The organism is Desulfosporosinus sp. I2 (assembly GCF_000960765.1).
Classification (GTDB): Bacteria; Bacillota; Desulfitobacteriia; order Desulfitobacteriales; family Desulfitobacteriaceae; genus Desulfosporosinus.
The window spans coordinates 26,695-50,763 of the sequence record NZ_JYNH01000016.1; the positions used below are offsets into that span (position 1 = coordinate 26,695).

The window sequence follows — 24,069 nt, forward strand, 5'->3', positions numbered from 1 at the left end:
CTATTTTTAATGGTATTTCCCTTTAATGAGGGTAAGATAACCAAAATATGAGGAGGATGATCGTATGAATCCAGTTGAACTGAAGTATAACAAAGAACATGAATATGCTAGAGTTGAAGGTAATATTGTAACGTTTGGGATAACAGATCATGCCCAGGATAGTCTTGGAGATGTTGTATTTGTTGAGCTCCCGGAGGAAGGCGTAACGGTAACGGCTGGGAAATCTTATGGAACTGTAGAGTCAGTGAAAGCGGTATCAGATATTTACGCTTCGGTGAGTGGAAAAGTAGTAGAAGTGAATACTCAGGTCATGGATTCACCAGATTTGCTGAACAGTGATCCCTATGGTGAAGGCTGGTTGGTTAAAGTTGAAGTCGAGGATTTATCCCCTCTAGATAACATGATGTCGGCTGCCGAATACGAAACGTATTTAGCACAGGAGGAACATTAGAATGAACTTTGTACCGAATACGGACAGCCAAAAGGATCGGCTCTTAGCCCGTATTGGGGTTAAGTCAGTCGAGGAACTCTTTGTGGATATTCCTCAGGAGGTTCGCCTACAACGTCCCTTAGCTATTCGCGGAGGAATGTCTGAACAGGATTTAGTGAAACACGTAAAAGGATTGGCTAATCAGAATAAGACTGTAGAAGAGTATACTTCTTACTTGGGAGCTGGGGCTTATGAACATTACATCCCAAGTTTCGTAGACCAATTGTTGTTACGTTCTGAGTTTTATACAGCCTATACGCCGTATCAGCCCGAAATTAGTCAGGGGACCTTACAGGCAATTTACGAATATCAAACGTTAGTCTGTGAACTAACGGGGATGGATGTGGCCAACGCCTCTATGTATGATGGTGCCTCAGCTCTAGCAGAGGCAGCTCTCATGACTTGTGATGCGACACGTAGGGACAAGGTGCTCGTGCTTCAAACGGTGCATCCTGACTATCGGGACGTTCTCAAGACTTATCTACCCCCGCGGGGCGTTGAACTCGTAGAAATCCCTTTTGAGAATGGTGAGACTGATCGATCCGCTCTGGAGGCGGCACTTCAAGAGGATGTTGCGGGCATACTTATCCAAAATCCTAATTTCTTTGGTGGCATCGAAAAAGCGGAAGAAATAGTACACCTGGCCCATGCTAAAGGGGTTTTGGTGGTTATGTCAGTCAATCCAGTTTCTTTGGGTTTACTTAAACCCCCAGGCGAATGTGGGGCTGATATTGTGGTCGGTGAGGGGCAGCCTTTTGGGAATCCTCTGAATTTTGGAGGTCCGTACTTAGGCTTTTTAGCCTGCCGAGATAAGTTCGTTCGAAGGATGCCGGGACGGATTGTTGGGGCAACGACGGACAAAAACGGTAAGAAAGGGTTTGTTCTAACGCTTCAGGCTCGTGAACAACACATTCGTCGTGAAAAGGCAACTTCCAATATATGCTCTAATGAAGCGCTTTGCGCCTTAGCCTTTACCATGCATTTGAGTGCGCTTGGAAAAACCGGGCTTAAAGACTTAGCGTATTTGAATTTACAGAATGCACACTATGCTGCGCAGGGGATTGCCAAAATTCCTGGAATGAAGATGGCTTTTTCAGGACCGTTCTTCCATGAATTTGTCATTGAGACGGAGATTGAACCAGCTCGAGTCAATGCTATGCTATTAAAAGATCAGATTATCGGGGGACTTGATTTAGCTCGCTTCTATCCGGAATTAGATCATCACCTCCTATTCTGTGTGACTGAAACAAAGAGTAAAGCTGATATTGACCGGCTCGTGGCCAGATTGGGGGAAATCCAATGAAAGCATTAGAACCACTAATTTTTGATCTCAGTGCTCCTGGGCGAAGTGCGGTTAGTTTACCTTCATGTGATGTACCTGAAGTTCCAGTTGAAACTTTAATACCTAACTCTTTATTACGGCAACAAGAACCACAACTCCCAGAATTGGCTGAAGTGGACGTGGTTCGTCACTTTACTCGCCTTTCGACGTTCAATCATGGAGTGGACACCGGGTTTTATCCATTAGGATCTTGTACTATGAAATATAACCCAAAGGTTAATGAAATGTTGGCTCGTCAGACTGGCTTTACAGCTCTTCACCCTTATCAGCCTGAGGCTTTGACTCAAGGTGCTTTGCAGCTAATGGCAGAACTACAAGAGGATCTCTGCGAATTGGCAGGAATGGATGAGTTTACTCTTCAGCCAGCTGCCGGTGCCCATGGGGAAATGACCGGGATATTAATTATCAAAGCTTATCATGCTCACCGTGGAGATCATAAACGCACGAAAGTGATTGTTCCAGATTCTGCTCATGGAACGAATCCTGCAACGGCGGCGATGGCCGGATATGAAATTATTCAGATTCCCTCCAACGACCGTGGTGGAGTTGATCTGGAGGCTTTGAAAAAAGTCGTTAATGATGAAGTTGCAGCACTAATGCTGACAAATCCCAATACTGTGGGTCTGTTCGATGAAAATATTCAACAAATTACAAAGCTGGTTCATGACGCAGGGGGGTTATTATACTATGATGGAGCGAATACCAATGCGATTATGGGTATCACCCGTCCTGGTGACATGGGCTTTGATGTAATACATCTCAATTTGCACAAGACGTTCTCCACACCTCACGGAGGTGGAGGACCAGGATCAGGCCCAGTGGGGGTTAAAGAGTTTTTAGCTCCATTTCTCCCCAAACCAGTGGTGGTGCGAAGAGAAGATGATACCTTCACATTAAAGTATGATATGCCTCTTTCGATCGGACGGGTTCGCTCGTTTTACGCTAATTTCTCGATATTGGTTAGAGCATACGCTTATATACGTAGCCTTGGTGGAGAAGGTTTGCGCTCTGCTTCAGAAAATGCAGTTTTGAATGCCAATTATTTAATGAGCATTCTTAAAGAACATTACTTCCTGCCCTTCGATAGGGTTTGTCAACATGAATTTATTATTACCCCGAAAAATCTTAAGGCTACTGGGGTGCATACGTTAGATATTGCTAAGCGTTTATTAGATTATGGTTATCATCCTCCGACCATTTATTTCCCAATCATTGTTGAAGAGGCTATGATGATTGAGCCCACGGAGACTGAAAGCATTGAAACACTGGACGAATTTGCTAAGATCCTCATTAAGATTGCAGAGGAAGCTACTAGTACTCCAGACCTGGTTAAGAATGCTCCCTATACTACGTTAGTGACGCGGTTAGATGAAGTGGGTGCGGTACGGAAGCCTAACTTACGTTGGCGCAAAGAGAGTAATTAGCGGTCGAACTTATCCAAGGGCTTTACGCCACTTATCGACAACTTAGAAGCAGGAGATTAGTGATAGCAACAGAATATACTTAGTTATAAGTAAAGCCGCTCTTTAAGGGCGGCTTTTCCCGGAATTACGAAGAGGAGGAAGAGATGGAATCTGGAGAATTAGAGACTAAAGTGTTGATTCGTTGCGCTTGGGAGGCGCGGAAGAAACATTTTGCCGACGAAATATGGTTTGACTTTCCTTCCTTGACGGAGAGCATTACGCTTACCGGGCAGGCTTGTGCCTTGAATTGTGCACACTGTGGGGGACATTACCTCAAAGGAATGCGGAGTGTTAGTGAAATAAAAATTGATGGGTCGCTCGATTCTAACTTAACGTTTCGGAGTGCACTCGTGAGTGGAGGGTGTACTTTTGAGGGGAAAGTTCCATTTGAAGAACATCTGGAGTTTCTATATAATCTTAAACAGAGTGTGCGTTTGAATTTTCATGTTGGATTGCTGGATGGGAAGGAAATCTCTTTGCTGAAAGGTTTAGCGGACGTTGTCTCGTTCGATTTTGTTGCCGACCGCGAAACAATACAAGAGGTTTATGGGCTAAAGCAGGGGCCTGAAGACTACCGCCGTGTTTACCTTGGACTTCAAGAAGTCGTTCCGGTTATTCCCCATCTAACCCTTGGCCTGAGAGGGGGAGAATGGGGTGGAGAGGAAAGGGCTTTGGATGCGCTCCAAGAACTCGGGTTCACTGGACTAGTATTCAATGTTTTTATTCCGACACCGGGGACCAGATATGCCTTACGTCAGCCGCTTCCAGTGGAGGAGGTTGTTCGTTTCTTAGCTAAGGCCAGATTGCGTTTTCCAGACGTGCCATTAGCTTTAGGTTGTATGCGCCCCAAAGGGAAATATCGTCAAATTTTAGATGAAGCAGCGGTCTCTTTAGGTTTAAACCGGCTAGTTATGCCAACCCCAAGGGCGCGTCGTAGAGCAGAAGAATTGGGGTTGCGAGTGATCAAAGGAGAGGAGTGTTGTGCACTATGACGATTCGATGTTCTTTAGGTACAGCAAAAGTGTTAGGCCTGAAAAAGGTTAAAGCGGACGCTCTACCTACCACCGCTTATCTGATGGTTGGAGAACATTGCCGATTCGACTGCGCCTTTTGCGCGCAAGCGCGTAATAGCGGCGCTCGAGCAGATCTCCTTTCCAGAATCAGTTGGCCAAAATTTGAAGGGAAAGAAGTTCTTGAACGGTTGGATTTTCCGGAGGCCCAATCGGTATTGCAGCGAGTTTGTTTTCAAGTGGTGCAAGACCGGGTCGCTTTGGAAGAAACTAAGGAATGGGTAAAACGGGTAAGAGACAATTCCCGCTTACCAATTTGTGTGTCCGCAGGACCACGCACCCTTGAAGAAGTTAAAGAATTATTGGATCTTGGCGTCGATCATATCAGTATTGCATTGGATGGAGCGACACCGGAGATATATGCTCAAACTAAAGATGGATCCTGGAAAGAACGCTTTACGTTACTCCTTGAAGCAGCAGAAAAGTTTCCTGGGCACATGGCGACACACTTGATTGTTGGGTTAGGGGAAAGTGAAGAAGAGATGGTTAACTGTCTTCAGACCCTGTACGATCGTGGAATTACTGTCGCACTCTTTGCATTCACGCCAGTCAAAGGGACGCGCATGGAAGGAATAAAACCACCGAAAATGCCTCATTATCGTCGAATACAGGTCGCCCACGATCTAATTCGGCAAGGCTTGGCACGAGCAGATCAATTCCGTTTTCATGAGGGTAAAGTCGTTGATTTCTACCTGAATATCGATGAACTCCAAAACACGCGGGGGGGAGCGCCATTTCAGACCTCTGGGTGCAAGGGATGTAATCGACCGTACTATAACGAAACTCCCGGAGAAGAACTCTTTAATTATCCTAGGCTTCTAACTCCTAATGAAGTTGAAGTCGCTTGGGGATATATCAAAGTAGAAGCGAAGCCTAATGAGGACCGAGGAAGGAGTAGAGTATGACAACTTGGCGATATTTACCATATGCAGTGCATAGTGGTGCAGAAAATATGGCCATAGACGAAGCGCTTCTTCTTTCAATGGCCCATACAGTGGAACCTCAACCGGTGCTAAGATTTTACGGGTGGAACCCTGCGACTCTTTCTTTAGGTTATGCTCAAAGTTACAATAAAGAGGTCGATGAAGTGTCCTGCCGGGTTGAAGGGATCGATATTGTTCGTCGTCCAACGGGCGGAAGGGCAGTATTACACGAATATGAACTGACTTATAGTGTTATAGCCCCGGAGCTAAATCCTAACGTCACTGGGACAGTGATTGAATCCTATCTGAAGATTAGTCAAGCTCTATTAAAAGGGTTTAGAACCTTGGGGGTTGATGCCGAAATGGTTACCAGCGGAGGAAAACTGCAGGATAGATCTGCTATGTGTTTCGATGCTCCCTCTTGGTATGAATTAGTTGTTGATGGTCGTAAACTTGTAGGGAGTGCTCAGGTTCGGAAAGAGGGGGTGCTCCTACAACATGGGTCCATTTTGCTCCATTTTGATGTTGAGCGGCTCTTAAAGCTTCTTAAGTTTTCAAGCGATGGGGTAAGAGAGAGATTGCTGGCAGGGTTTAAGGCTAAAGCTTGTGCACTGGATGAAGTGTGGACACGACCTATTGAACGCGAAGAGTTAGAACGAGAAATTTGTTCCGGTTTTTGCGATATTATGGGAATTGAACTCTTAAATAGTCAACTAACAGATCAAGAAATGCTCTTGAAGGAAGAGGCGCTCCTTAAATACCGATCAGATGATTGGACGAAAAAACGATAGCTGGAGCTGGTGATTATTCATTATTTGAAAAAATTGCAGGATTTACGACAAAAAAGTTGAATATATACAAATAGAATAACTAATTTTTAAGTACATTTGAAATTATGCCATAATGGACATTTCCTTAATGGGGGGGTGATCGTATGCAGATTGAAGTATTACCAAGTGCTGGTTCTCCGCGGATGCCCTATTTAGAAGATAAATTAGTGATCGTAATTGATGTTTTAAGGGCGACAAGTACTATAGTAACTGCTTTGGCAAATGGGTGCCAAGCAATTATTCCTGTGCTGACTTCGGAAGAAGCGCTTGAAAAACGTTTAACTATTCCTGGCTCATTATTGGGAGGGGAACGAGATTCGCTAATAATTGAAGGGTTTGATCTAGGTAATTCGCCGTTTGACTATGTTCCGGAAAAAGTGGGGGGCAGAAGAGTCATAATGACGACTACTAACGGTACTCGGGCAATACGAGATTCAATCGCTGCTCCCATGATCTGGATTGCTTCTTTTATAAATATGCAAAGTATCGTCTTGGCGATTTTGAGGGAATTTGATAGAAATCAAAAACTCGAAGGAATCGTGGTGATTTGCGCGGGCACGGAAGATCGTTTTGACCTCCCGGACACACTATGTGCAGGAATGTTTATTGAAGCGATGGGAATGGATAGTTCACTCAATGATCTCGGGGAAGCTGCGCGTATGCTATACCGAAGCTCAGAGGATCATCTTGTAGACACGATCCGTAATTCGGTTCACGGAAAAAAGCTTATTTCTTTAGGTTTTGAACGTGATTTAATCTATTGCTCTACGCCTAACATTCTGCCGATCGTGCCAGTGTTTCAAGAAGGCGAAATTGTGTGGTCGACGGGGGAATAAAGCTGATGATTCCTAGCGTTCAACCTTTTTAATTATTGGTTATTTTTCTAAATAATGTGAACAAATAATAAATTTTTTTATAATTTTAAATGAAGTATAATAGCAGAAGTACAGTTAATGTATCTTCTGCCAATTTGAAAACTTGGCATTAGCCAGGTTTTTTTATTTTTTCAGTGCATACTAGGAAAAGGGAGGTTGAACATAATGGAAACTTTTAAAGTCCCTGTAGGTATTTCTAATCGACACATTCATTTATCTCAAGAACATATTGAAGCACTTTTTGGGGCAGGGTATTCTTTGACTAAAATGAAAGACCTCAGTCAGCCTGGCCAATTTGCTTGTGAAGAGACTGTTACTCTTATTGGACCAAAAGGTGCAATTCCCGGAGTTCGTATTTTAGGACCTGCACGAAAATCTTCTCAAGTAGAACTTTCAAGTACGGATACGTTTAAACTTGGAGTTAAACCTCCAGTTAGAGATTCCGGAAAGATTGAAGGAACCCCCGGCATTGATGTCGAAGGTCCAAAAGGGCTTGTTCACATGGATCAAGGTGTTATTATTGCGGCTCGTCATCTCCATATGACTCCAGAAGATGCACTGAAGTTTTCGTTAGAAGATGGCGAACATGTACATGCCATCGTTCAGGGTCCTCGTGGTGGAGTTTTAGAAAAGGTTCTCGTACGTGTTAACCCCAATTATGCATTGGATTTACATGTCGATACGGATGAGGGGAATGCGTTTGGTTTGGTTAATGGTCAACAACTGGAAATTTATTCGATTAATGAACATTCCCAGGTAGCTCGTTGATTCGGAAGTAAAATAAAAGATATTAGCATATCATTGAAGAATGGCTGTAATAAATCATCAAACGATTTATTACAGCTATTTTTGATTTTGAACCATCTTAGAACTTGTTTCAAAATTACAAGGCAGTGTAAATTTTAAAGCGCTGGGAACACTAATAATTAATGTGGGGTGAAAACGTGGTTGTATCGGACGAAGAGAAAAAAACGAGTTTAATAACTTCAAAAAATGAAGAATTAGCCGGTCCTGTCAGCGTTCAGGAGTTGGTTGGGTTGAGACATCAGGTCACTTTATTAGCTGACACTCTCGAAAAGATGAGATTGGCAGAATATATTGCTTATCTGAATAGTCCAGGGCGACTTCTTTGGTTTAATTTTTTGGTGGGTCTATTGCGTGGACTTGGCACAGCTTTGGGAGCAGGCTTGTTAGCTGGAGTTGCATATTTTCTATTAAAACGCATCGTTGTCCTTAATCTACCAGTCATTGGAGGGTTTATCGCAGAACTAAGTAGGTATGTTAACCAGCCATAGATATGATCGGAGGCAAGAAAATGAAAGATCAAACATCTTATAAAAGCTTGATCGAAACACTTCAAAAAGAGAAAACAGCTTCGCTAGAAGCGGCGGCAGAACTTTTTAACGGAGATATGAGAGAGTCATTAGGGGAATTATCGCTCATAGATAATCACCCTGCTGATATTGGTACCGAGGTTTATCAACGGTCTCGAGACGTCGCTCAACATGATCGATTGCTTCATAAAGTAGAAACGATAGACGCTGCTTTAGAGCGTTTTGAAAAAGGTGAGTATGGAAAGTGTGAACATTGTGGTCAGGAAATTCCGTATGAACGACTTGAGGCTATACCTTTTACTACTGTATGTACTGAATGTAGTCGTGAAGAAGAGAAGGAAGAGCAACATTCTTTGTACAGAGAACCTGTCGAAGATGAAATTTTGAATCGCCCCTTTTCCCGTACCTTTAACGATGGGACGGATCGCGTAGAGTTTGATGGTGAAGATTCTTGGCAGGCTGTTGCTCGCTATGGCACTTCAGATTCTCTTCAGGATCTAGGTACGAGTCGAGATATTTCGGATCCGAATGATCTCTATGAGGATTCGGACGAAGTGATAGGGGCGGTTGAAACTATCGAAACTATAGAAACCGAGAGAGAGCCGGAAGGGCGAGGGAATACAATTCACTATAGTAAAGAGCACGGCCAAACCTAATTATAAGTACATTTACGTCAAACGTACATCGCCACAGAAACCCTAGGGGGTACCCATTAACCCCCGTCGACCCAAGCCCAGAGGAAGTTTCTTAGCTTAGAGAGCATGTGAGAGGAATTGCGTCAATGAGCGCAGAGGATATGGCGTAAAGAAACTCAACGGTTCACATGCAGAAAGCCTGGAGGTTTTGAGTTTTAGACATATCCTCAAGCGAATAGCAATGGAACACGATAGTCTCCGGTGGAGAGTATCGCCGAAGCCGCTATCCCCAAAGTATACCTACCGGCGAAGGATGTGCGATCACGATAGTCTCCAGTGGAGACTATCGCCGAAGGCGCTAACCCACTACGAACACTTATCGCCGTAGGATGCTAAGACACTTCCTCCGTTCAGTAGGATTGATCATCGTTCAATCACAACAGTTTGCCCCCGTTGGAGCCCTGTGTTAAGATGAGAAAAAGAACTATAGGGGGTAGTCGGTTGTTGGTTTGGCTTTCAATGATTGGAGTATGGGGGATCGATCGTTTAGTTAAGGTTTTGATTCAAACAAACTTTATTCCGGGCGAGACCCTGAAAGTAATTCCGAAAATATTTCATTTAACCTATGTCCTCAATCCAGGTGCGGCCTTTGGTCTGATGGCCGGCCGAACTTGGATTTTTGTCATGACCGCTTTTTTAGTGGTTGGTGGAGTGATTTATGGGCAGTATCGAATTTCTCGAAAAGAAAGGATTACACGTTTAGCTTTAGGGATGATTGGAGGCGGAGCACTGGGGAACCTCTATGATCGGCTCGTGATTGGACGTGTGGTTGATTATCTTGATTTTCAGATTTGGCCCTATGTCTTTAATTTTGCGGATAGCATGATTGTCGTTGGGGTCGGGTTACTGATGCTTGCCTTATACATGGAGGAAAAATCCAACGGTAAATCTATCAGTGAAAAATAGAACAAAGTATGGGCGGTTTTGAGAGTGGAAAAAGTATGTAGTGAAGTTATGCTGGAGGATTTTGAACTCGATGAGCATGAATTAAGTAAAGAAAATCTCCCGATTGCTTCTAATCTATCAGCAGATAGATTAGAATTTGAACTTCCTGAGGGAATTCGTCTAGACGTCGGGGTGACTGAAGTTATGGGAAAGAGCAGATCTTTCGTTCAAGGAATTATTGCGCAAGAGTACGTTAGGGTCAACGGTTTAGCCAAAAAGGCCAACTACAAAGTACGTCAGGGAGATTTGATTGAAGTAACTATCCCTGCTCCAAGAGAGTCTACTGCTGAACCGGAAAATATCCCGCTTGAAATTCTATATGAAGATGAGGATGTTCTGGTCGTCAATAAGCCCCAAGGTATGGTGGTACATCCCGCACCAGGAGCATGGAAGGGTACCATGGTCAATGCTTTGTTATATCACTGTCACAATCTTTCTGGAATTAACGGAGTATTACGCCCAGGGATTGTGCATCGCATTGATAAAGATACTTCGGGGATTTTGGTGGTGGCTAAAAATGATATTGCCCATGAAGGACTTGCCGCTCAACTTAAAGCGCACACGATGGAAAGAAAATATTTAGCGTTAGTTCATGGGGTGGTATTAGAACCTTCAGGTACAGTCGATGCGCCCATTGGCCGTGATCCTTCGGACCGCAAGCGCATGGCTGTAGTCATGCATCATTCGAAATCGGCAGTGACGCATTATACCGTGTTAGAACGTTTTCGTGAGCTTTCATTCCTAGAAGTACGTTTAGAGACTGGGCGAACTCATCAGATCCGTGTCCATATGCTTTATGTTAAGCATCCTGTTTTAGGGGATCCCGTTTATGGGCCCAAACGAAATCTATATGGGCTTAAAGGGCAAATGCTTCACGCTGCACATTTGGGATTTGAACATCCGCGTAGTAGGACGTGGATGAAGTTCGATGCTCCTGTACCGAAAGTGTTTGCAGCACTCCTTGAAAAATTACGCACAAATTAAGAAAGAGCATCGTCAATGTTAACGATATCGATCAGCACATGTTGTTGATCTGCACATTGACTTTTGGACGATCCTTTAGTAAACTGAGTAACAAGTGTTATGGCCTTTAATGAAGTCCCGAGAGGCTTGGGAAGGCAGACGGAAGCGTGGGAGAACTGTCTGCTGTACAGACGGTTTTTTTATACTTTCAGGGAGATGAATTTTAAGTTTTCTGATACCTTTCCTTCCAAATCTTCAAATCTCAGGATAAGCCCTGCTATATCAGAAAGTATAACTTTTCTTTATAGGGTGAAAGGAGTTAGTAAGCTGTGGAAGTAGGCACGGTTAAAAGCAAAATCTTAGATGCTGATGGGATTCGTCGGGCGGTAACTCGCATTGCACATGAAATTGTGGAAAAAAATAAAGGAACTGATAAACTGATCTTAGTAGGAATTCGGCGTCGGGGGGTGCCGTTAGCTGAACGAATTCAACAATACATTGAGGAATTCGAGGGAGTAAAGGTTCCTCTAGGAATTTTGGATATCACACTGTATAGAGATGATTTAAGTACCATTGATGTTCATCCAGTTGTCCACGAAACAGATGTCCCGGTGAGCATAGAAGGTAAAAGCGTGGTTTTGATTGATGATGTCCTCTATACGGGTCGAACGGCCCGAGCTGCCTTAGATGCGACGATGGATTTAGGAAGGCCGGAACGAATTCAGTTGGCAGTTCTAGTGGACCGTGGACATCGAGAGTTGCCAATTCGAGCGGATTATGTTGGCAAAAATCTACCCACCTCGCGACGTGAAATTGTAGCTGTACGTTTGCAGGAAGTTGATGGCGACGAAGACGTTCTTTTGTTAGAACGGGAAGAAACTTAATCGAGAATTATAAGAGACTTTACCCTTTAAATATTATCCAGAGAGATAATCAAGGGGCGAGTGAAATTTAGGCTGTGCCTATTTCAATCCTCTCCCTTTGGGAAGAGGATTTTATTATTTTTGGGGATGAGATCGGTTACAAAGAATGCAAGTCAAAGAATGCAAGTCAAAAACCGACCCCGACTTGCACTTCTTAAAAAATATTAGGAGGTTTCTCATGAAATGGCAGCGTAAGGATATTCTCGCGATAGAGGATATGAGTGTTGATGAAATCCAGCAGATTTTGCATACTGCGAAAGTGATGAAAGAAATTTTAATGCGTCCTATTAAGAAATTACCAACGTTAAAAGGTAAATCAGTGGTTAATCTTTTTTATGAAGCTAGTACCCGTACTCGAACCTCATTCGAAATGGCTGGGAAGGTTTTGGGGGCCGATACCACAAGTATTGCAGTAGCCCAGAGCAGTGTGAGTAAAGGGGAAAGCTTGCTGGATACGGCCAAGACGATTCAAGCTATGCGAGCGGATCTCGTGATCATTCGACACCCTAGTTCTGGTTCGGCTAAGTTTTTGGCGGATATTCTCAAGGCAGGAGTTATTAATGCAGGAGATGGTCAGCATGAGCATCCAACGCAAGCTTTATTGGACATTTTTACAATGCAAGAGCGTTTAGGTGACTTAGAAGGAAAGAAAGTTGTCATCGTTGGGGATGTCTTGCACTCGAGGGTAGCACGGAGTAATGCGTGGTGTCTTCAGAAGATGGGTGTCGATGTTACTTTTGTCGGTCCACCAACCTTGGTTCCAGTCGAGTTGGAGGGATTGGGAGTTAAGCTTACCCATAACCTAGATGATGCTCTACCTGGAGCAGACATTGTGATGGCTCTTCGTCTCCAACTTGAACGCCAGAAGAGCGGGCTATTTCCTAGCTTGCGTGAATATAGTCATCTCTATGGTCTTACAGTAGACCGTCTCAAGAAAACAGGAAAACAAAGTATCGTGTTACACCCTGGGCCCATGAATCGGGGCGTAGAAATATCGGATGATGTAGCAGATAGTGTGGACGCTTTGATTGAACGTCAAGTTACCAACGGGGTGGCCATTCGTATGGCTTTGATTTATTTACTGATAGGAGGGTCCAGCAATGTGGTGGCTTAAAGATGTTTGGGTTATTGACCCAAGTCAAAAAATATCTTCCCCTCAGAACGTTCTTGTTCAGGGGGGGCAGGTTATGGAGATTTCCCCCTCGCTGACTGAAGAAGAGGTCTTAGCAAAAGCTCAAGGAGAGTCTGTGGAAACCATTAATGGAAAAGGGAAGTTCCTTTTCCCGGGGCTGATTGATGTTCATACGCACTTGCGTGAACCAGGACAAGAGGACAAGGAAGATATTTTAAGTGGCTCACGTGCTGCAGTTCGTGGAGGAATTACCGCGATTATGGCTATGGCTAATACCGTACCTGTGATTGATAATCGGTCTCTAGTAGAATTTGTACGCTTACAGGGGGAACGTGCTAATTACGCCCGAGTTTATCCGATTGGGACAGTGACAAAGGGAATGCAGGGGGTTGAACTGGTCGAAATGGCGGATATGAAAGAGGGCGGAGCGGTCGCATTTTCGGATGATGGTAAAAACATTCAAAATGCAGAAATGATGCGCTTGGCGTTAGAATATGCCAAACTTACTGGTCTCCCCATTATTAGTCATTGCGAAGATAAAGAGCTGTCTGGAGAGGGTTTAATGCGCAGGGGAATCCCATCCACTCGAATGGGTTTGAGAGGGATTCCGGCCAGTGCAGAAAGTGTCATTGTAGCAAGAGACCTGCTTTTGGTGGAGGAGACAAAGGGAAAACTCCATCTAGCCCATATTTCAACGAAAGAGAGTGTGGAACTAATACGTCGGGCCAAAGCAAGGGGTGTTGATGTCACAGCTGAAGTCAATCCTCATCATTTGATTTTTTGTGATGAAGAGATAACCATAACGAATACTGACCTTAAAGTGAATCCTCCCCTAGGTATGCCAGCTGACAGGGAAGCACTTATTGAAGGACTTCGTGACGGAACCCTAGATATAATCGCAACCGACCATGCCCCACATACTCAGGCGGAAAAGGCCCGTCCCTTTGCAGAGGCTCCCTTTGGAATTGCTAGTTTGGAGACGGCTTTAAGTGCAGTTTGGCAACATTTAGTGGTACCGAGACGGCTGAGTCTTGACAGGGTGATTGAGGCTTGGAGCTATGCTCCGGCAAAACGGTTTGGTTTACGTGGGGGCACGTTAAAACCTGGTGCCCCGGCAGATATGGTGCTCTTTGATCCGGATTTTGCAGAAATAATTGAACCTGCTACGCTGGTTTCTAAAGCTCGGAATACTCCGTTTTTAGGGAAAACGTTGCAAGGTTTTCCGGTGATGGTGTGGGTGAATGGTCGGCTTGTGCAAAGAAATAGAACGGTCCTATAAAGAGAAGTATAGAAGAAACTTGAACTCCCACTTTCATAGTGGGAGTCTTGATAAAGAGGAAACGAAAGAGTGGTTGGAGAGGAGTGTCTAAGGTGGCTTATCTCGCTTTTCAGGATGGGACGATCTTTGAGGGGGAAGCCTTTGGGGCGTGGCTCAAGAGTTCAAACCCAATGACAGAACAAGAAGTGGTCTTCAATACGTCAATGAGTGGCTATCAAGAAATGGTCACGGATTTATCCTATGCGGGGCAGATCCTCGTTCTAACTCAACCGCAAATCGGAAATTATGGTTGGCACCATGAAGAAAATGAAGCGGATAAAACCCGTCTTCAAGGGCTAATTCTACGAGAACTTTCTCAAGGAGAGGGAAGTTTACATGGCGAAGGGTCGCTTGAGGACTATTGTCTACAACACGGTGTTCAGGGCTTAAAGGGTGTCGATACACGGGCCTTGACAAGGTATCTTCGTCAATTTGGTACCTTGCCGGGCGTATTGGTTCAAACCCGGGAGGCCGCAATAGAGTTTTGGAAAAATTACCGGGGACAGGATCTCGCGGGGAAGAAGAGTGAACACTGGGTTTACAGGTCAACAGTCAAAGAGGCTTACGAAATTCCAGGCTCGGGACCATTACTCGCTGTGCTCGACTTTGGAGTAAAGCGCAATATTCTTCGTCACCTCCAGAAGAGAGGCTTTAGGATCATGGTCTTTCCGGCCAGGGCTACGGCGGAGGAAATCCTAGGCCATCATCCTCGGGGTTTGGTTTTGAGCAATGGCCCTGGAGATCCTGAAGAGTTGCCGGAGGGAGTTGCCACGGTTCGGAAGCTATATGACAAACTTCCGATTTTAGGCATTTGCTTAGGGCATCAACTTTTGGCGTTGGCTGCGGGTGGGGAAACCTATAAACTGCCTTACGGGCATCGTGGCGGCAATCATCCTGTCATTGATACGCGTACTGGGAAAGCGACTATGACGTCACAAAACCATGGCTACGCTGTGCAGGAAGCATCTTTAGAAGGCTCAGGGTTCGAAGTGACCTTGCGGAATCTCAATGATGGGACAGTGGAAGGCATGGAGCATCAGAGTTTCCCTGTCCTGTCCGTGCAATTTCACCCTGAGGGTGCGCCAGGACCGGAAGAAAACGCCGAAGTTTTTGATCGTTTTAAGGAAATCGTTGAGAAAAGCATCATCAGAAAGGGGAGGAAATAACGATGCCCAAGCAAGAGTGGAAAAGGGTTCTGGTGATCGGATCAGGTCCGATAGTGATTGGGCAGGCGGCGGAGTTTGATTATGCGGGTACCCAGGCTTGTCGGGCTTTGCGTGAGGAAGGAGTCGAAGTTATCCTCGTAAATTCCAATCCAGCAACGATTATGACGGATCGGGAAACGGCGGACCGTGTCTATATTGAACCTTTAACAGTCGAATCTGTGGAACGGATTATCGAGCGTGAGAGACCGGATGGATTAATCCCCACGATGGGTGGACAGACGGGGTTAAATTTAGCATATCAGCTTGCTAAACGAGGGGTTTTAGATCGCTGTGGGGTTACTTTAATGGGGACCTCCTTGCAAAGCATTGATCAAGCGGAAGATCGAGAAAGTTTCCGGGCTTTGATGCAAGGACTCGGAGAACCGATTCCAGAGAGCAAAATTGTGTCTCAAGTCCAAGAAGCGTTAGCTTTTGCTAAGGTGACCGGATATCCCCTGATTGTACGGCCTGCCTTTACCTTGGGAGGTACTGGAGGTGGGATTGTCCAAAATGAGGAGGAACTGGAGCAGATTGCAGAGAGTGGCCTGCAGGCTAGCCTGATCGGGCAGATCCTCGTAGAACGAAGTGTCGCAGGTTGGAAGGAAATTGAATTTGAAGTCCTAAGGGATGGTGCGGGGAACTGCATAACGATTTGCCATATGGAAAATATGGACCCCGTTGGAGTGCATACAGGGGATAGTATTGTTGTTGCACCTTGTCAAACTCTCACGGATCGGGAGGTTCAAATTCTCCGTAGTGCCTCGCGAAGGATCGTCAACGGTTTAGGAATCGAAGGGGGATGTAATGTCCAGTTTGCCCTTCACCCTTCTTGTATGGAGTACGTCGTTATCGAGGTCAACCCTCGTTTGAGTCGTTCCAGCGCCCTCGCTTCTAAGGCTACCGGATATCCGATTGCTAAGGTCGCTGCTAAGATAGCTTTAGGCTATACGCTAACCGAACTTAAAAATGCGGTAACCGGAAAAACCTCGGCTTGCTTTGAACCCGCCTTAGATTATGTGGTAGTTAAGATTCCACGTTGGCCTTTTGATAAATTTAGTGAGGCTGATCGTCGCTTAGGTACTCAAATGAAGGCAACAGGAGAAGTGATGGGGATCGGTCGGAACTTAGATACCGCCCTACTCAAAGCGATTCGCTCTCTGGATATAAAAGTTTATGGGGTTCGGTTATTGGAACTCGAAGTGCTTGAGGACTCTGAACTTAAATCTCTTTGCCTGCAACCAGATGATCGAATGTTGTTCGTTTTGGCCGAAGCCTTGAGACGGGGGTGGACTGTGGATTGGCTGGCTGAAGAAACAGGTTGGAATCGCTATTTTTTACTGATAATTAAACGGTTAGTGGATAACCTACCTTTACTAGAACTAGCACCATGGGATAAAGACGTGATGCTGCGCGCGAAACGGCTCGGATTTGCAGATCAGGAAATTGCGGCCCTCTGGAAGGGGTCAGAAGATGAGGTTCATCAGTTTAGGCAAGAGCATCGTATTCAACCCGTTTTCAAAATGGTGGATACCTGCGCAGGAGAGTTTGAGGCCACGACTCCCTATTTCTATTCAAGTTATGATGTTGAAGATGAAGGGGAGGTTCACAAGCAACCCAAAGTCGTTGTTTTAGGCTCTGGTCCGATTCGAATAGGACAGGGGATTGAGTTTGACTATTGCTCAGTGCACGCAGTTCTGGCCTTGAGAAAAGCTGGGTATGAAAGTATCATTATTAATAACAACCCAGAGACGGTTTCGACGGACTTTGATACCGCTGATCGTCTTTACTTTGAACCTTTGACCTTGGAGGATGTTTCAGCCATACTCGATAAAGAACAACCGGACGGTGTGATTGTCCAGTTCGGCGGGCAGACAGCGATTGGTTTGGCCAGTGGGCTAGCACGACGCGGCTATCCTATCATCGGTACCGCAGTTGAAGATATTGACCGGGCGGAAGAACGGGGAACCTTTGACCGTGTTCTACAGGAACTGGGAGCTAAACGACCTCGTGGAGGCGGAGCTACAAATATGGATCAAGTGGAACGCGTGGCTCAGGAGATAGGATTTCCCTTAGTGGTTCGTCCCTCCTATGTATTGGGGGGCAGGGCAATGGATATCGTTTATGAAGCAAAGGAATTAGAGGCCGTTGTCAAACGAGCCCTATCGGCTTCTTCAGAGCAAGAAATTTGGATGGATCAATATCTGCTCGGAAAAGAGGTGGAAGTCGATGCGATCTCGGATGGAGAAAACGTCTTTATCCCAGGAATTATGGAACATTTGGAACGGGCAGGAGTTCATTCTGGAGATTCGATTGCGGTTTATCCGCCTCAAACCCTCGATTTAAATATGCAAGAGCGCATTGTTGCTTTAACCGAATCGCTTGCTCGCTCATTGAAGGTTAAAGGGTTACTCAACATCCAATATGTTATTTATAAGAAGGAACTCTTTGTGCTCGAAGTCAACCCCAGGTCCAGCCGTACGGTTCCTTTTTTGAGCAAAGTTACCGGGGTTCCGATCATCGACTGGGCTACTCAAGTGATTTTGGGCAGGAAATGGGACGAAATAGCAATTCCTCATGGACTCTGGCCAACGGGGGATCGAGTTGCTGTCAAGGCCCCTGTCTTCTCCTTTTCTAAGCTACAAAGGGTCGAACCATCCTTAGGGCCCGAAATGAAATCAACGGGTGAAGTTATGGGGATGGATAAGACTTACGAGAAGGCCCTTTATAAGGCGCTTTTAGGAGCAGGTTTATCCTTCACGACGTATGGTTCAGTGTTTATGACGCTGGCAGACCGCGATAAAGACGAAGGAGTTGACCTCGCTCGTAGGTTCGCAGAACTTGGGTTCCGAATCACAGCCACTAAAGGTACGGCAAAGTATTTGCGGACTCAGGGACTGAGGGTGGAACAGATCGCTAAGTTGCATGATGGATCAAACGAAATTATCGACGGAATTCGGAAGCAAAAGATTCAATATGTTGTTAATACGACGACCCATGGTCGTGTCCAAGAAAGTGATGGATTTGCGATTCGAAGAGCCGCTGTGGAACATGGGATACCTTGCTTTACAAGCTTAGATACTGCTGCAGCATTACTCCAGGTACTAGAAAGTATCTCACCGGGTCTCTTACCGCTATAGCGAGGTTCGATGTTCGATGTTCGAGGCACGAAGTACGAAGCATGAAGCACAAAGTTGAAGTACGAAGATCGAAGAAAAAATTCGAGTTACGACCTCCAACTTTGTCCCGCCCTCGAGGCGGTAGAAATTTAATTTCATCGGACAAAGTGTTCTATAAGTTGTTTGATATTGGAAACATACTCAGAATAAGTTCGATTTGAACTTGTTCTGAGACGTTAAATCGATGTTCAAATAAGATATTCGATAATCAATTGCGATTTCGATTTGTGTTACGAAATATTCGAGCCTCGAGCTTCGAACCTCGAGCCTCGAATTAGAGGAGGTTGCCATGCTTACTGAAGGACTAGTGGTTGTTCACGAACGCTTAGGAGAAGAGGCCCAAAGGCTTATGAAATTGGTTCTTAAGGGACCAATTGCCAAAACTGCGCAAGCGGGACAATTTGTAGCCGTTAGAGTCCAAGATCCGACGCTTGCCTCCTACGATCCTTTGTTACGGAGGCCCATTAGCTTGGCGGAGATTTCTCCCGAGAGCGACGAGATTACTCTGCTCTACCGAGTTGTGGGTAAGGGAACGGAAATCTTAGCACGTGCTCGATGTGGAGATCGTCTCAGTATTATGGGTCCCTTAGGGCGAGGGTTTTCATTACCAGAAGACGGGGAATTGTGGTTGATTGCTGGAGGGATTGGGATATTTCCGCTTTATCCTTTAGCTCAACGTGCACTTGCCAAAGGGCTATCCGTTCGTTTGTTTTGGGGTGGAGATAATCAAACTTTCCTAGAAAGTGCAGGACTATCCGAATGGCAAGCGCTCGGAATTCCGATACACTTAAGTACAATGGATGGTAGTCTTGGGCAAAAAGGGCTCGTGACGGTTCAAGTACTGGGGCTATTATGGGAGTTTAATGGTAAGGTGGAAAATTCCGGACAGACGATGGACGGCAAACTATATGTAGCCACTTGCGGTCCTCACAAGATGATGCAGGCAGTGACTGAACTATGTATGAACTCTGGGGTTCCCGTGGAAGTTTCGCTGGAAGAACGCATGGGCTGTGCAGTAGGAGCCTGTTTAGGGTGCGTATGTACCCTGAAAGACGAAGCTGGAACCCTAATCCATAAGAAGGTTTGTCAGGATGGACCGGTTTTTCGGGGCGAGGAGGTGGTTTGGGATGTGTCCTGTTGATTCAACGACTGAGCTGGCGGGCATAACATTAAGAAATCCAATCCTTACCTGTTCAGGGACCTATGGTTTTGGAGAAGAGTACACTGCGTATTGTCCTTTAGAAGCTTTGGGAGGAATAACCTTGAAAGGGATTACTCCCTTGCCACGGCTGGGAAATCCTGTTCCTCGGTTAGCAGAAACTCCGGCTGGGTTATTGAACGCAGTCGGTCTGGAAAATCCGGGCCTTGAGGAATTCCTATCTTCCTATCTACCCAAGGTACGCAAATTGCCAACAGCGGTGATTGCCAACATCTCTGGTTTTTCACTGGAGGATTACACTCAGATGGCTCGGGCTTTGCGTCGGGATTCAGGGTTAGCAGCGCTAGAGGTCAATATTTCTTGTCCCAATGTCAAACATGGCGGAATGCATTTTGGTACGGACCCCCAGAGTGCTGAAGACGTGATTGCAGCTGTAAAAGCGGAAACCGATCTCCCCATTATTGCGAAGCTTTCGCCCAATGTCACAGATATTGTCGAGATGGCTCGAGCGGTTCAACGTGGGGGCGCGGATGCTGTTTCCTTGATTAATACGCTGTTGGGAATGTCTATTGACCTAGATCGACAGCGTCCCGTCTTAGCCAATACGTTTGGAGGGCTATCCGGGCCTGCTATTAGACCGGTTGCAGTTCGTATGGTTTGGCAAGTTTATCAAGCCATCGATTTGCCCATTATCGGTATGGGAGGAATCACTACGTGGCAGGATGCTGTGGAATTTCTCCTAGCCGGAGCCACGGCAGTAAGCGTTGGTACAGGCAATTTCGTTAATCCTCAGGCTCCACTGGAGATCCTTAAGGGAATCCAAGGTTATTGCGAAAAACACGGGATTGCTTCTGTGCGCGAATTAGTAGGTTTAGCACATAAGTCTTAGAGGGTACTTAGATTAGCCTTTTCCATAGTTACAATTTGTTTGAAACGGGGTTATCGTATGGATGTGACAAAGAATAATCATCGGGTTATAGTCGCCCTTGATGTTCCTGGGCGCGAGGAAGCCTTAGCTTTAGCTAGGGTACTTCAAGGTAGTGGATGTTGGCTTAAAGTGGGGTTGGAACTGTACTCGTATACAGGTCCAGCGATGATTCGGGAACTAAAAGCTTTGGGATTTCCTATTTTTTTAGACCTCAAGCTTCATGACATTCCTACAACCGTGGAAAGGGCAATCCGCGGATTTGTTCAGTGTGGTGTTGACATGATCAATGTTCATTGTAGTGGCGGGTATGATATGATGGCTAGGGCTGCTCACGCTGTTCAAGAAGAAGGAAGTAAGTTAGAGCGAGTTCCTAAAGTGATCGGAGTTACAGTCCTTACAAGTATGTCGGAAATTCAATTTAATCAAGAGTTGGGGATCCAGCGAAACCTTAGGGACCATGTAGTAGCGCTTGCAAAATTAGCGGCACAAGCAGGACTCGACGGAGTTGTCGCTTCTGCCATGGAAGCTAGAGAGATAAGGCGGATTACGCAACCCGAATTTCTGATAGTAACACCAGGAATACGTCCGACCTGGAGTGAGGCCCATGATCAGATGAGAGTTCTAACCCCGTTTGAAGCCTTGGCCGCGGGAAGTTCGTATCTCGTGGTCGGAAGGCCAATTACTCGTGCAGAGGATCCTCGGCAGGCCTTAGAGCGACTTTGGCTAAAGTAGGAAAAGGAGAGAAATCTAAACATGAATAAAGGATCAAATAGTGAATTAACGATAGGGAAGGCAGCTTTAAGTACGGAGGAATACCTTGATATTTTTAGGAAGAGCTCTGCCTTATTGGAGGGGCATTTTCTCTTGACTTCAGGAAAGCATAGTGCCCAGTACATGCAATGTGCACAAGTTCTTCAATATCCGGATCGGGCAGGCGTTTTAGCCGAGGGGCTAGCTGCAACTTTTCGCGACATGGAGATTCAAACTGTTATTGGGCCTGCTACGGGCGGGATTTTAGTGGCTCATGAAGTCGCTAAAGCTTTAGGGGTTCGGGCTCTGTTTACAGAGCGGGAAAATGGTGTCATGCGTTTAAGGAGAGGGTTTACGCTTTCCCCTGGGGAACGTGTGTTAGTCGTGGAAGATGTGATTACAACGGGTGGCTCTGTCCGTGAGGTACTCTCTGTTGTCCGAGAATTTGAGGCTATTCCTGTCGGCGTTGGTGTACTAGTTGACCGAACGGGGGGAACAATAGACTTTGGCCTTCCCCAGAGTTCAATAATTCAATTGGAAATTCAGGCATACGAGGCTCATGAATGCCCACTTTGTGCTCGTGGAATTCCAGCGATCAAACCAGGAAGTAGAAAACTATAAAATTGAATAAAACCGTACAATGGTTTGTAAGTGAGTCTGTAATTAAAACGATAAAAATGACTAGAATAAGATAAGTATTAGATAAGTAGGGGTTGTAACAATGTTTTTCCAGTTTGTTACAACCCCTATTCTAATCGGGATTACATAACAAACTCAAGATTATTTCACTCTGCAGTTTACGAGTAAGATAGGATTATTTAAATGGAATGGGAGGTATATATTGGATTACCACGAATATTGAAGGTAAGAAAAGGTGGAAAGGGGTTGAGCTTCATACATAATACTCGCAATAAGGGGAAGAAATTTGATATAATTAATCGATTTTGAAGAAGGGGGTTGATCATGAAAAAGGTAATCTTATTTGTCATCGACTCCCTACATCCTGTGGTCTTAGGAAGGACACTTTCGGAAGGAAATGCCCCTGCTTTAAACTTTCTTGCGAAACACGGAACTTACTTCAATCGAGTTATTTCCACGTTTCCAACTATGACTCCGGTGGCCACGAGCTCCGTGATCACGGGTACTTGGCCTGAGCAACATGGGGTTCCAGGTTTTATTTGGTATAACGAGGAAATAGGAAAGATCATAGATTATGGTGCGACTTGGCAAAGTGTCCTGAAAATTGGGCCGAGGCAAGTTCTCCGAAACTTGCTCATTAAACTAAATGAAGAGCATCTTAATTCAGAAACACCGACTTTATATGAAGAATTAGAAGCAGGTGGATATCATACGGGTAATGTAAATTTTTTTATGCATCGGGCTAAACACCCATACTGTGCCAAGATCCCCTTTTTGCTTTCTTTGGTGACGGGTTTTCGACTTAAACAAGAAAAGGTTTCAGGTCCATCTCATCTGACCTTAGGGCAGCTTATTCATCCGCCTTTTTCTCGACGATCTATAACCTATCCGAAGGGGCCATTTCATCGCTTTGGTGTTAATGATGTTTTTTCAGGAATGATCACTGCACAACTTGTCCGTGAAAGAAAGCAGCCAGATTTCACCGTGGTTTATTTCCCGGATAATGATCAATATTCGCACCAATATGGCCCCTTGCGCTCAGGACCCTCGATTGAACGTGCCGACCAGCAAGTGGCTTTGGTCCTTAATGAGTTTGATTCTTGGGAAAAGGCGTTAGAGGAAAATGTAATTATAGTGACCGGTGACCATGCTCAATCAACGGTTGGGTTAGGTGAAGAGTTTCTGATTGATTTAGATGAGGCTCTAAAATCGTTTCAGCGATTAAAGTTCACGGAAGGGGCAAGCGGTGAAGACAATAGCAAAGAAATTGCTATTTGTCCCAATGAACGCATGGCTTTTATTTATATACTCCAGCGTAAGAACGAAATTTTACCTGAAGTGGTAGACATTCTAGCTAAAGATTCACGCAATGCTCAAATTGCATGGAAAGTCTGTGAAAATAGATATTGTGTTGTTCAAGGAGAAACTGAGAAACAGCTTTGCTTTTCGCGTCTTGGACCTTATCAAGACGTTTATGGTCAATCATGGTCTTTTGACGGAGATCTATCCGTGGTCGATGCTCAGGAAGCAGGTCAACAAATTATTGAATTTGGGAAGTATCCAGATGCATTTAATCGTCTGATATCAGCACTAGAAGCACGGAGTGGAAGTCGTGTTATTGTTTCAGCTGCCTCGGGATACGAATATTTTGCTGTCGGGGCACCTATTCACCCTGGCGGAGGGAGCCACGGGTCCCTTGAAGAAGAGGATTCGACGGTGCCGATGATTATTTCCGGAATGTCAGTCAGTTTGAAGCATCCACGAATTGTTGATTTATATTCAATCATTCTTAAGCATTTTGGCTTAGGCTGATGAGTATCAATAAATGAGTCTTTTTATGACTTAAGGATGTAAGATAGTCATGCTCGTTCTTGTATATTCAATCACAATGTTTTGAAATGCTAAGAAG

General features: G+C 45.1%; 22 protein-coding genes. All 22 read left to right on the forward strand.

Features of this window, described 5'->3' with window-relative positions:
• Positions 1-64: 64 nt before the first annotated feature.
• Positions 65-451, forward strand: coding sequence for a glycine cleavage system protein GcvH (gene gcvH / locus UF75_RS06420; RefSeq protein WP_045573778.1), 387 nt, complete (start codon positions 65-67; stop codon positions 449-451).
• Position 452: 1 nt separating this feature from the next.
• On the forward strand, positions 453-1,793 hold the full coding sequence (gcvPA, locus tag UF75_RS06425; protein WP_045573779.1) for an aminomethyl-transferring glycine dehydrogenase subunit GcvPA: 1,341 nt from the start codon (positions 453-455) through the stop codon (positions 1,791-1,793).
• Positions 1,790-3,256 carry an aminomethyl-transferring glycine dehydrogenase subunit GcvPB gene (gene gcvPB, locus UF75_RS06430; RefSeq protein ID WP_045573780.1) on the forward strand — a complete coding sequence of 489 codons (1,467 nt, stop codon included), beginning with the start codon at positions 1,790-1,792 and terminating at the stop codon, positions 3,254-3,256. The genes gcvPA and gcvPB overlap by 4 nt, the downstream gene beginning before the upstream one ends.
• Positions 3,257-3,399: 143 nt before the next feature.
• A complete protein-coding gene (locus UF75_RS06435; RefSeq protein ID WP_045573781.1) occupies positions 3,400-4,287 on the forward strand; it encodes a radical SAM protein in 888 nt (295 codons plus the stop codon).
• Entirely contained in the window at positions 4,284-5,270 is a 987-nt protein-coding gene (locus UF75_RS06440) for a radical SAM protein (protein ID WP_045573782.1), read from the forward strand. Before UF75_RS06435 ends, UF75_RS06440 begins: the two co-directional genes overlap by 4 nt.
• Positions 5,267-6,079, forward strand: a complete 813-nt coding sequence (locus UF75_RS06445; RefSeq protein ID WP_045573783.1) for a lipoate--protein ligase family protein — start codon at positions 5,267-5,269, stop codon at positions 6,077-6,079. Before UF75_RS06440 ends, UF75_RS06445 begins: the two co-directional genes overlap by 4 nt.
• 143 nt (positions 6,080-6,222) lie before the next feature.
• The gene (locus tag UF75_RS06450; protein WP_045573784.1) at positions 6,223-6,954 is read left to right on the forward strand and encodes a 2-phosphosulfolactate phosphatase; all 732 of its coding nucleotides are present in this window, start codon (positions 6,223-6,225) and stop codon (positions 6,952-6,954) included.
• A 204-nt stretch (positions 6,955-7,158) separates the two neighbouring features.
• Positions 7,159-7,761, forward strand: coding sequence for a phosphate propanoyltransferase (locus UF75_RS06455; protein WP_045573785.1), 603 nt, complete (start codon positions 7,159-7,161; stop codon positions 7,759-7,761).
• A 161-nt stretch (positions 7,762-7,922) separates the two neighbouring features.
• Positions 7,923-8,288 carry a DUF5665 domain-containing protein gene (locus UF75_RS06460; protein WP_197079336.1) on the forward strand — a complete coding sequence of 122 codons (366 nt, stop codon included), beginning with the start codon at positions 7,923-7,925 and terminating at the stop codon, positions 8,286-8,288.
• Positions 8,289-8,308: 20 nt separating this feature from the next.
• Entirely contained in the window at positions 8,309-8,983 is a 675-nt protein-coding gene (locus UF75_RS06465; protein ID WP_045573786.1) for a TraR/DksA C4-type zinc finger protein, read from the forward strand.
• Between the two features lie 480 nt (positions 8,984-9,463).
• Positions 9,464-9,928: a signal peptidase II gene (gene lspA / locus UF75_RS06470; protein WP_045573787.1), complete on the forward strand. Its 465-nt coding sequence runs from the start codon at positions 9,464-9,466 to the stop codon at positions 9,926-9,928.
• Positions 9,929-9,976: 48 nt separating this feature from the next.
• On the forward strand, positions 9,977-10,951 hold the full coding sequence (locus UF75_RS06475; RefSeq protein WP_082075044.1) for an RluA family pseudouridine synthase: 975 nt from the start codon (positions 9,977-9,979) through the stop codon (positions 10,949-10,951).
• A 308-nt stretch (positions 10,952-11,259) separates the two neighbouring features.
• The gene (gene pyrR / locus UF75_RS06480) at positions 11,260-11,814 is read left to right on the forward strand and encodes a bifunctional pyr operon transcriptional regulator/uracil phosphoribosyltransferase PyrR (RefSeq protein WP_045573789.1); all 555 of its coding nucleotides are present in this window, start codon (positions 11,260-11,262) and stop codon (positions 11,812-11,814) included.
• A 217-nt stretch (positions 11,815-12,031) separates the two neighbouring features.
• The gene (locus UF75_RS06485) at positions 12,032-12,967 is read left to right on the forward strand and encodes an aspartate carbamoyltransferase catalytic subunit (RefSeq protein ID WP_045573790.1); all 936 of its coding nucleotides are present in this window, start codon (positions 12,032-12,034) and stop codon (positions 12,965-12,967) included.
• Positions 12,954-14,264 carry a dihydroorotase gene (locus UF75_RS06490; protein WP_045573791.1) on the forward strand — a complete coding sequence of 437 codons (1,311 nt, stop codon included), beginning with the start codon at positions 12,954-12,956 and terminating at the stop codon, positions 14,262-14,264. Before UF75_RS06485 ends, UF75_RS06490 begins: the two co-directional genes overlap by 14 nt.
• A gap of 92 nt (positions 14,265-14,356) precedes the next feature.
• The gene (gene carA / locus UF75_RS06495; RefSeq protein WP_045573792.1) at positions 14,357-15,469 is read left to right on the forward strand and encodes a glutamine-hydrolyzing carbamoyl-phosphate synthase small subunit; all 1,113 of its coding nucleotides are present in this window, start codon (positions 14,357-14,359) and stop codon (positions 15,467-15,469) included.
• A gap of 2 nt (positions 15,470-15,471) precedes the next feature.
• Entirely contained in the window at positions 15,472-18,645 is a 3,174-nt protein-coding gene (gene carB / locus UF75_RS06500; RefSeq protein WP_045573793.1) for a carbamoyl-phosphate synthase large subunit, read from the forward strand.
• Positions 18,646-18,973: 328 nt separating this feature from the next.
• Complete coding sequence (locus UF75_RS06505; protein WP_045573794.1) at positions 18,974-19,825, forward strand: dihydroorotate dehydrogenase electron transfer subunit; 852 nt, start codon at positions 18,974-18,976, stop codon at positions 19,823-19,825.
• On the forward strand, positions 19,812-20,732 hold the full coding sequence (locus UF75_RS06510) for a dihydroorotate dehydrogenase (RefSeq protein ID WP_045573795.1): 921 nt from the start codon (positions 19,812-19,814) through the stop codon (positions 20,730-20,732). Before UF75_RS06505 ends, UF75_RS06510 begins: the two co-directional genes overlap by 14 nt.
• 57 nt (positions 20,733-20,789) lie before the next feature.
• Positions 20,790-21,503 carry an orotidine-5'-phosphate decarboxylase gene (pyrF, locus tag UF75_RS06515; protein ID WP_045573796.1) on the forward strand — a complete coding sequence of 238 codons (714 nt, stop codon included), beginning with the start codon at positions 20,790-20,792 and terminating at the stop codon, positions 21,501-21,503.
• A gap of 21 nt (positions 21,504-21,524) precedes the next feature.
• Positions 21,525-22,142 (forward strand): orotate phosphoribosyltransferase, encoded by a 618-nt coding sequence (gene pyrE, locus UF75_RS06520; RefSeq protein ID WP_045573797.1) that lies wholly within the window; start codon positions 21,525-21,527, stop codon positions 22,140-22,142.
• A gap of 342 nt (positions 22,143-22,484) precedes the next feature.
• Positions 22,485-23,972, forward strand: a complete 1,488-nt coding sequence (locus tag UF75_RS06525) for an alkaline phosphatase family protein (RefSeq protein WP_045573798.1) — start codon at positions 22,485-22,487, stop codon at positions 23,970-23,972.
• The last annotated feature ends 97 nt before the right edge of the window (positions 23,973-24,069 follow it).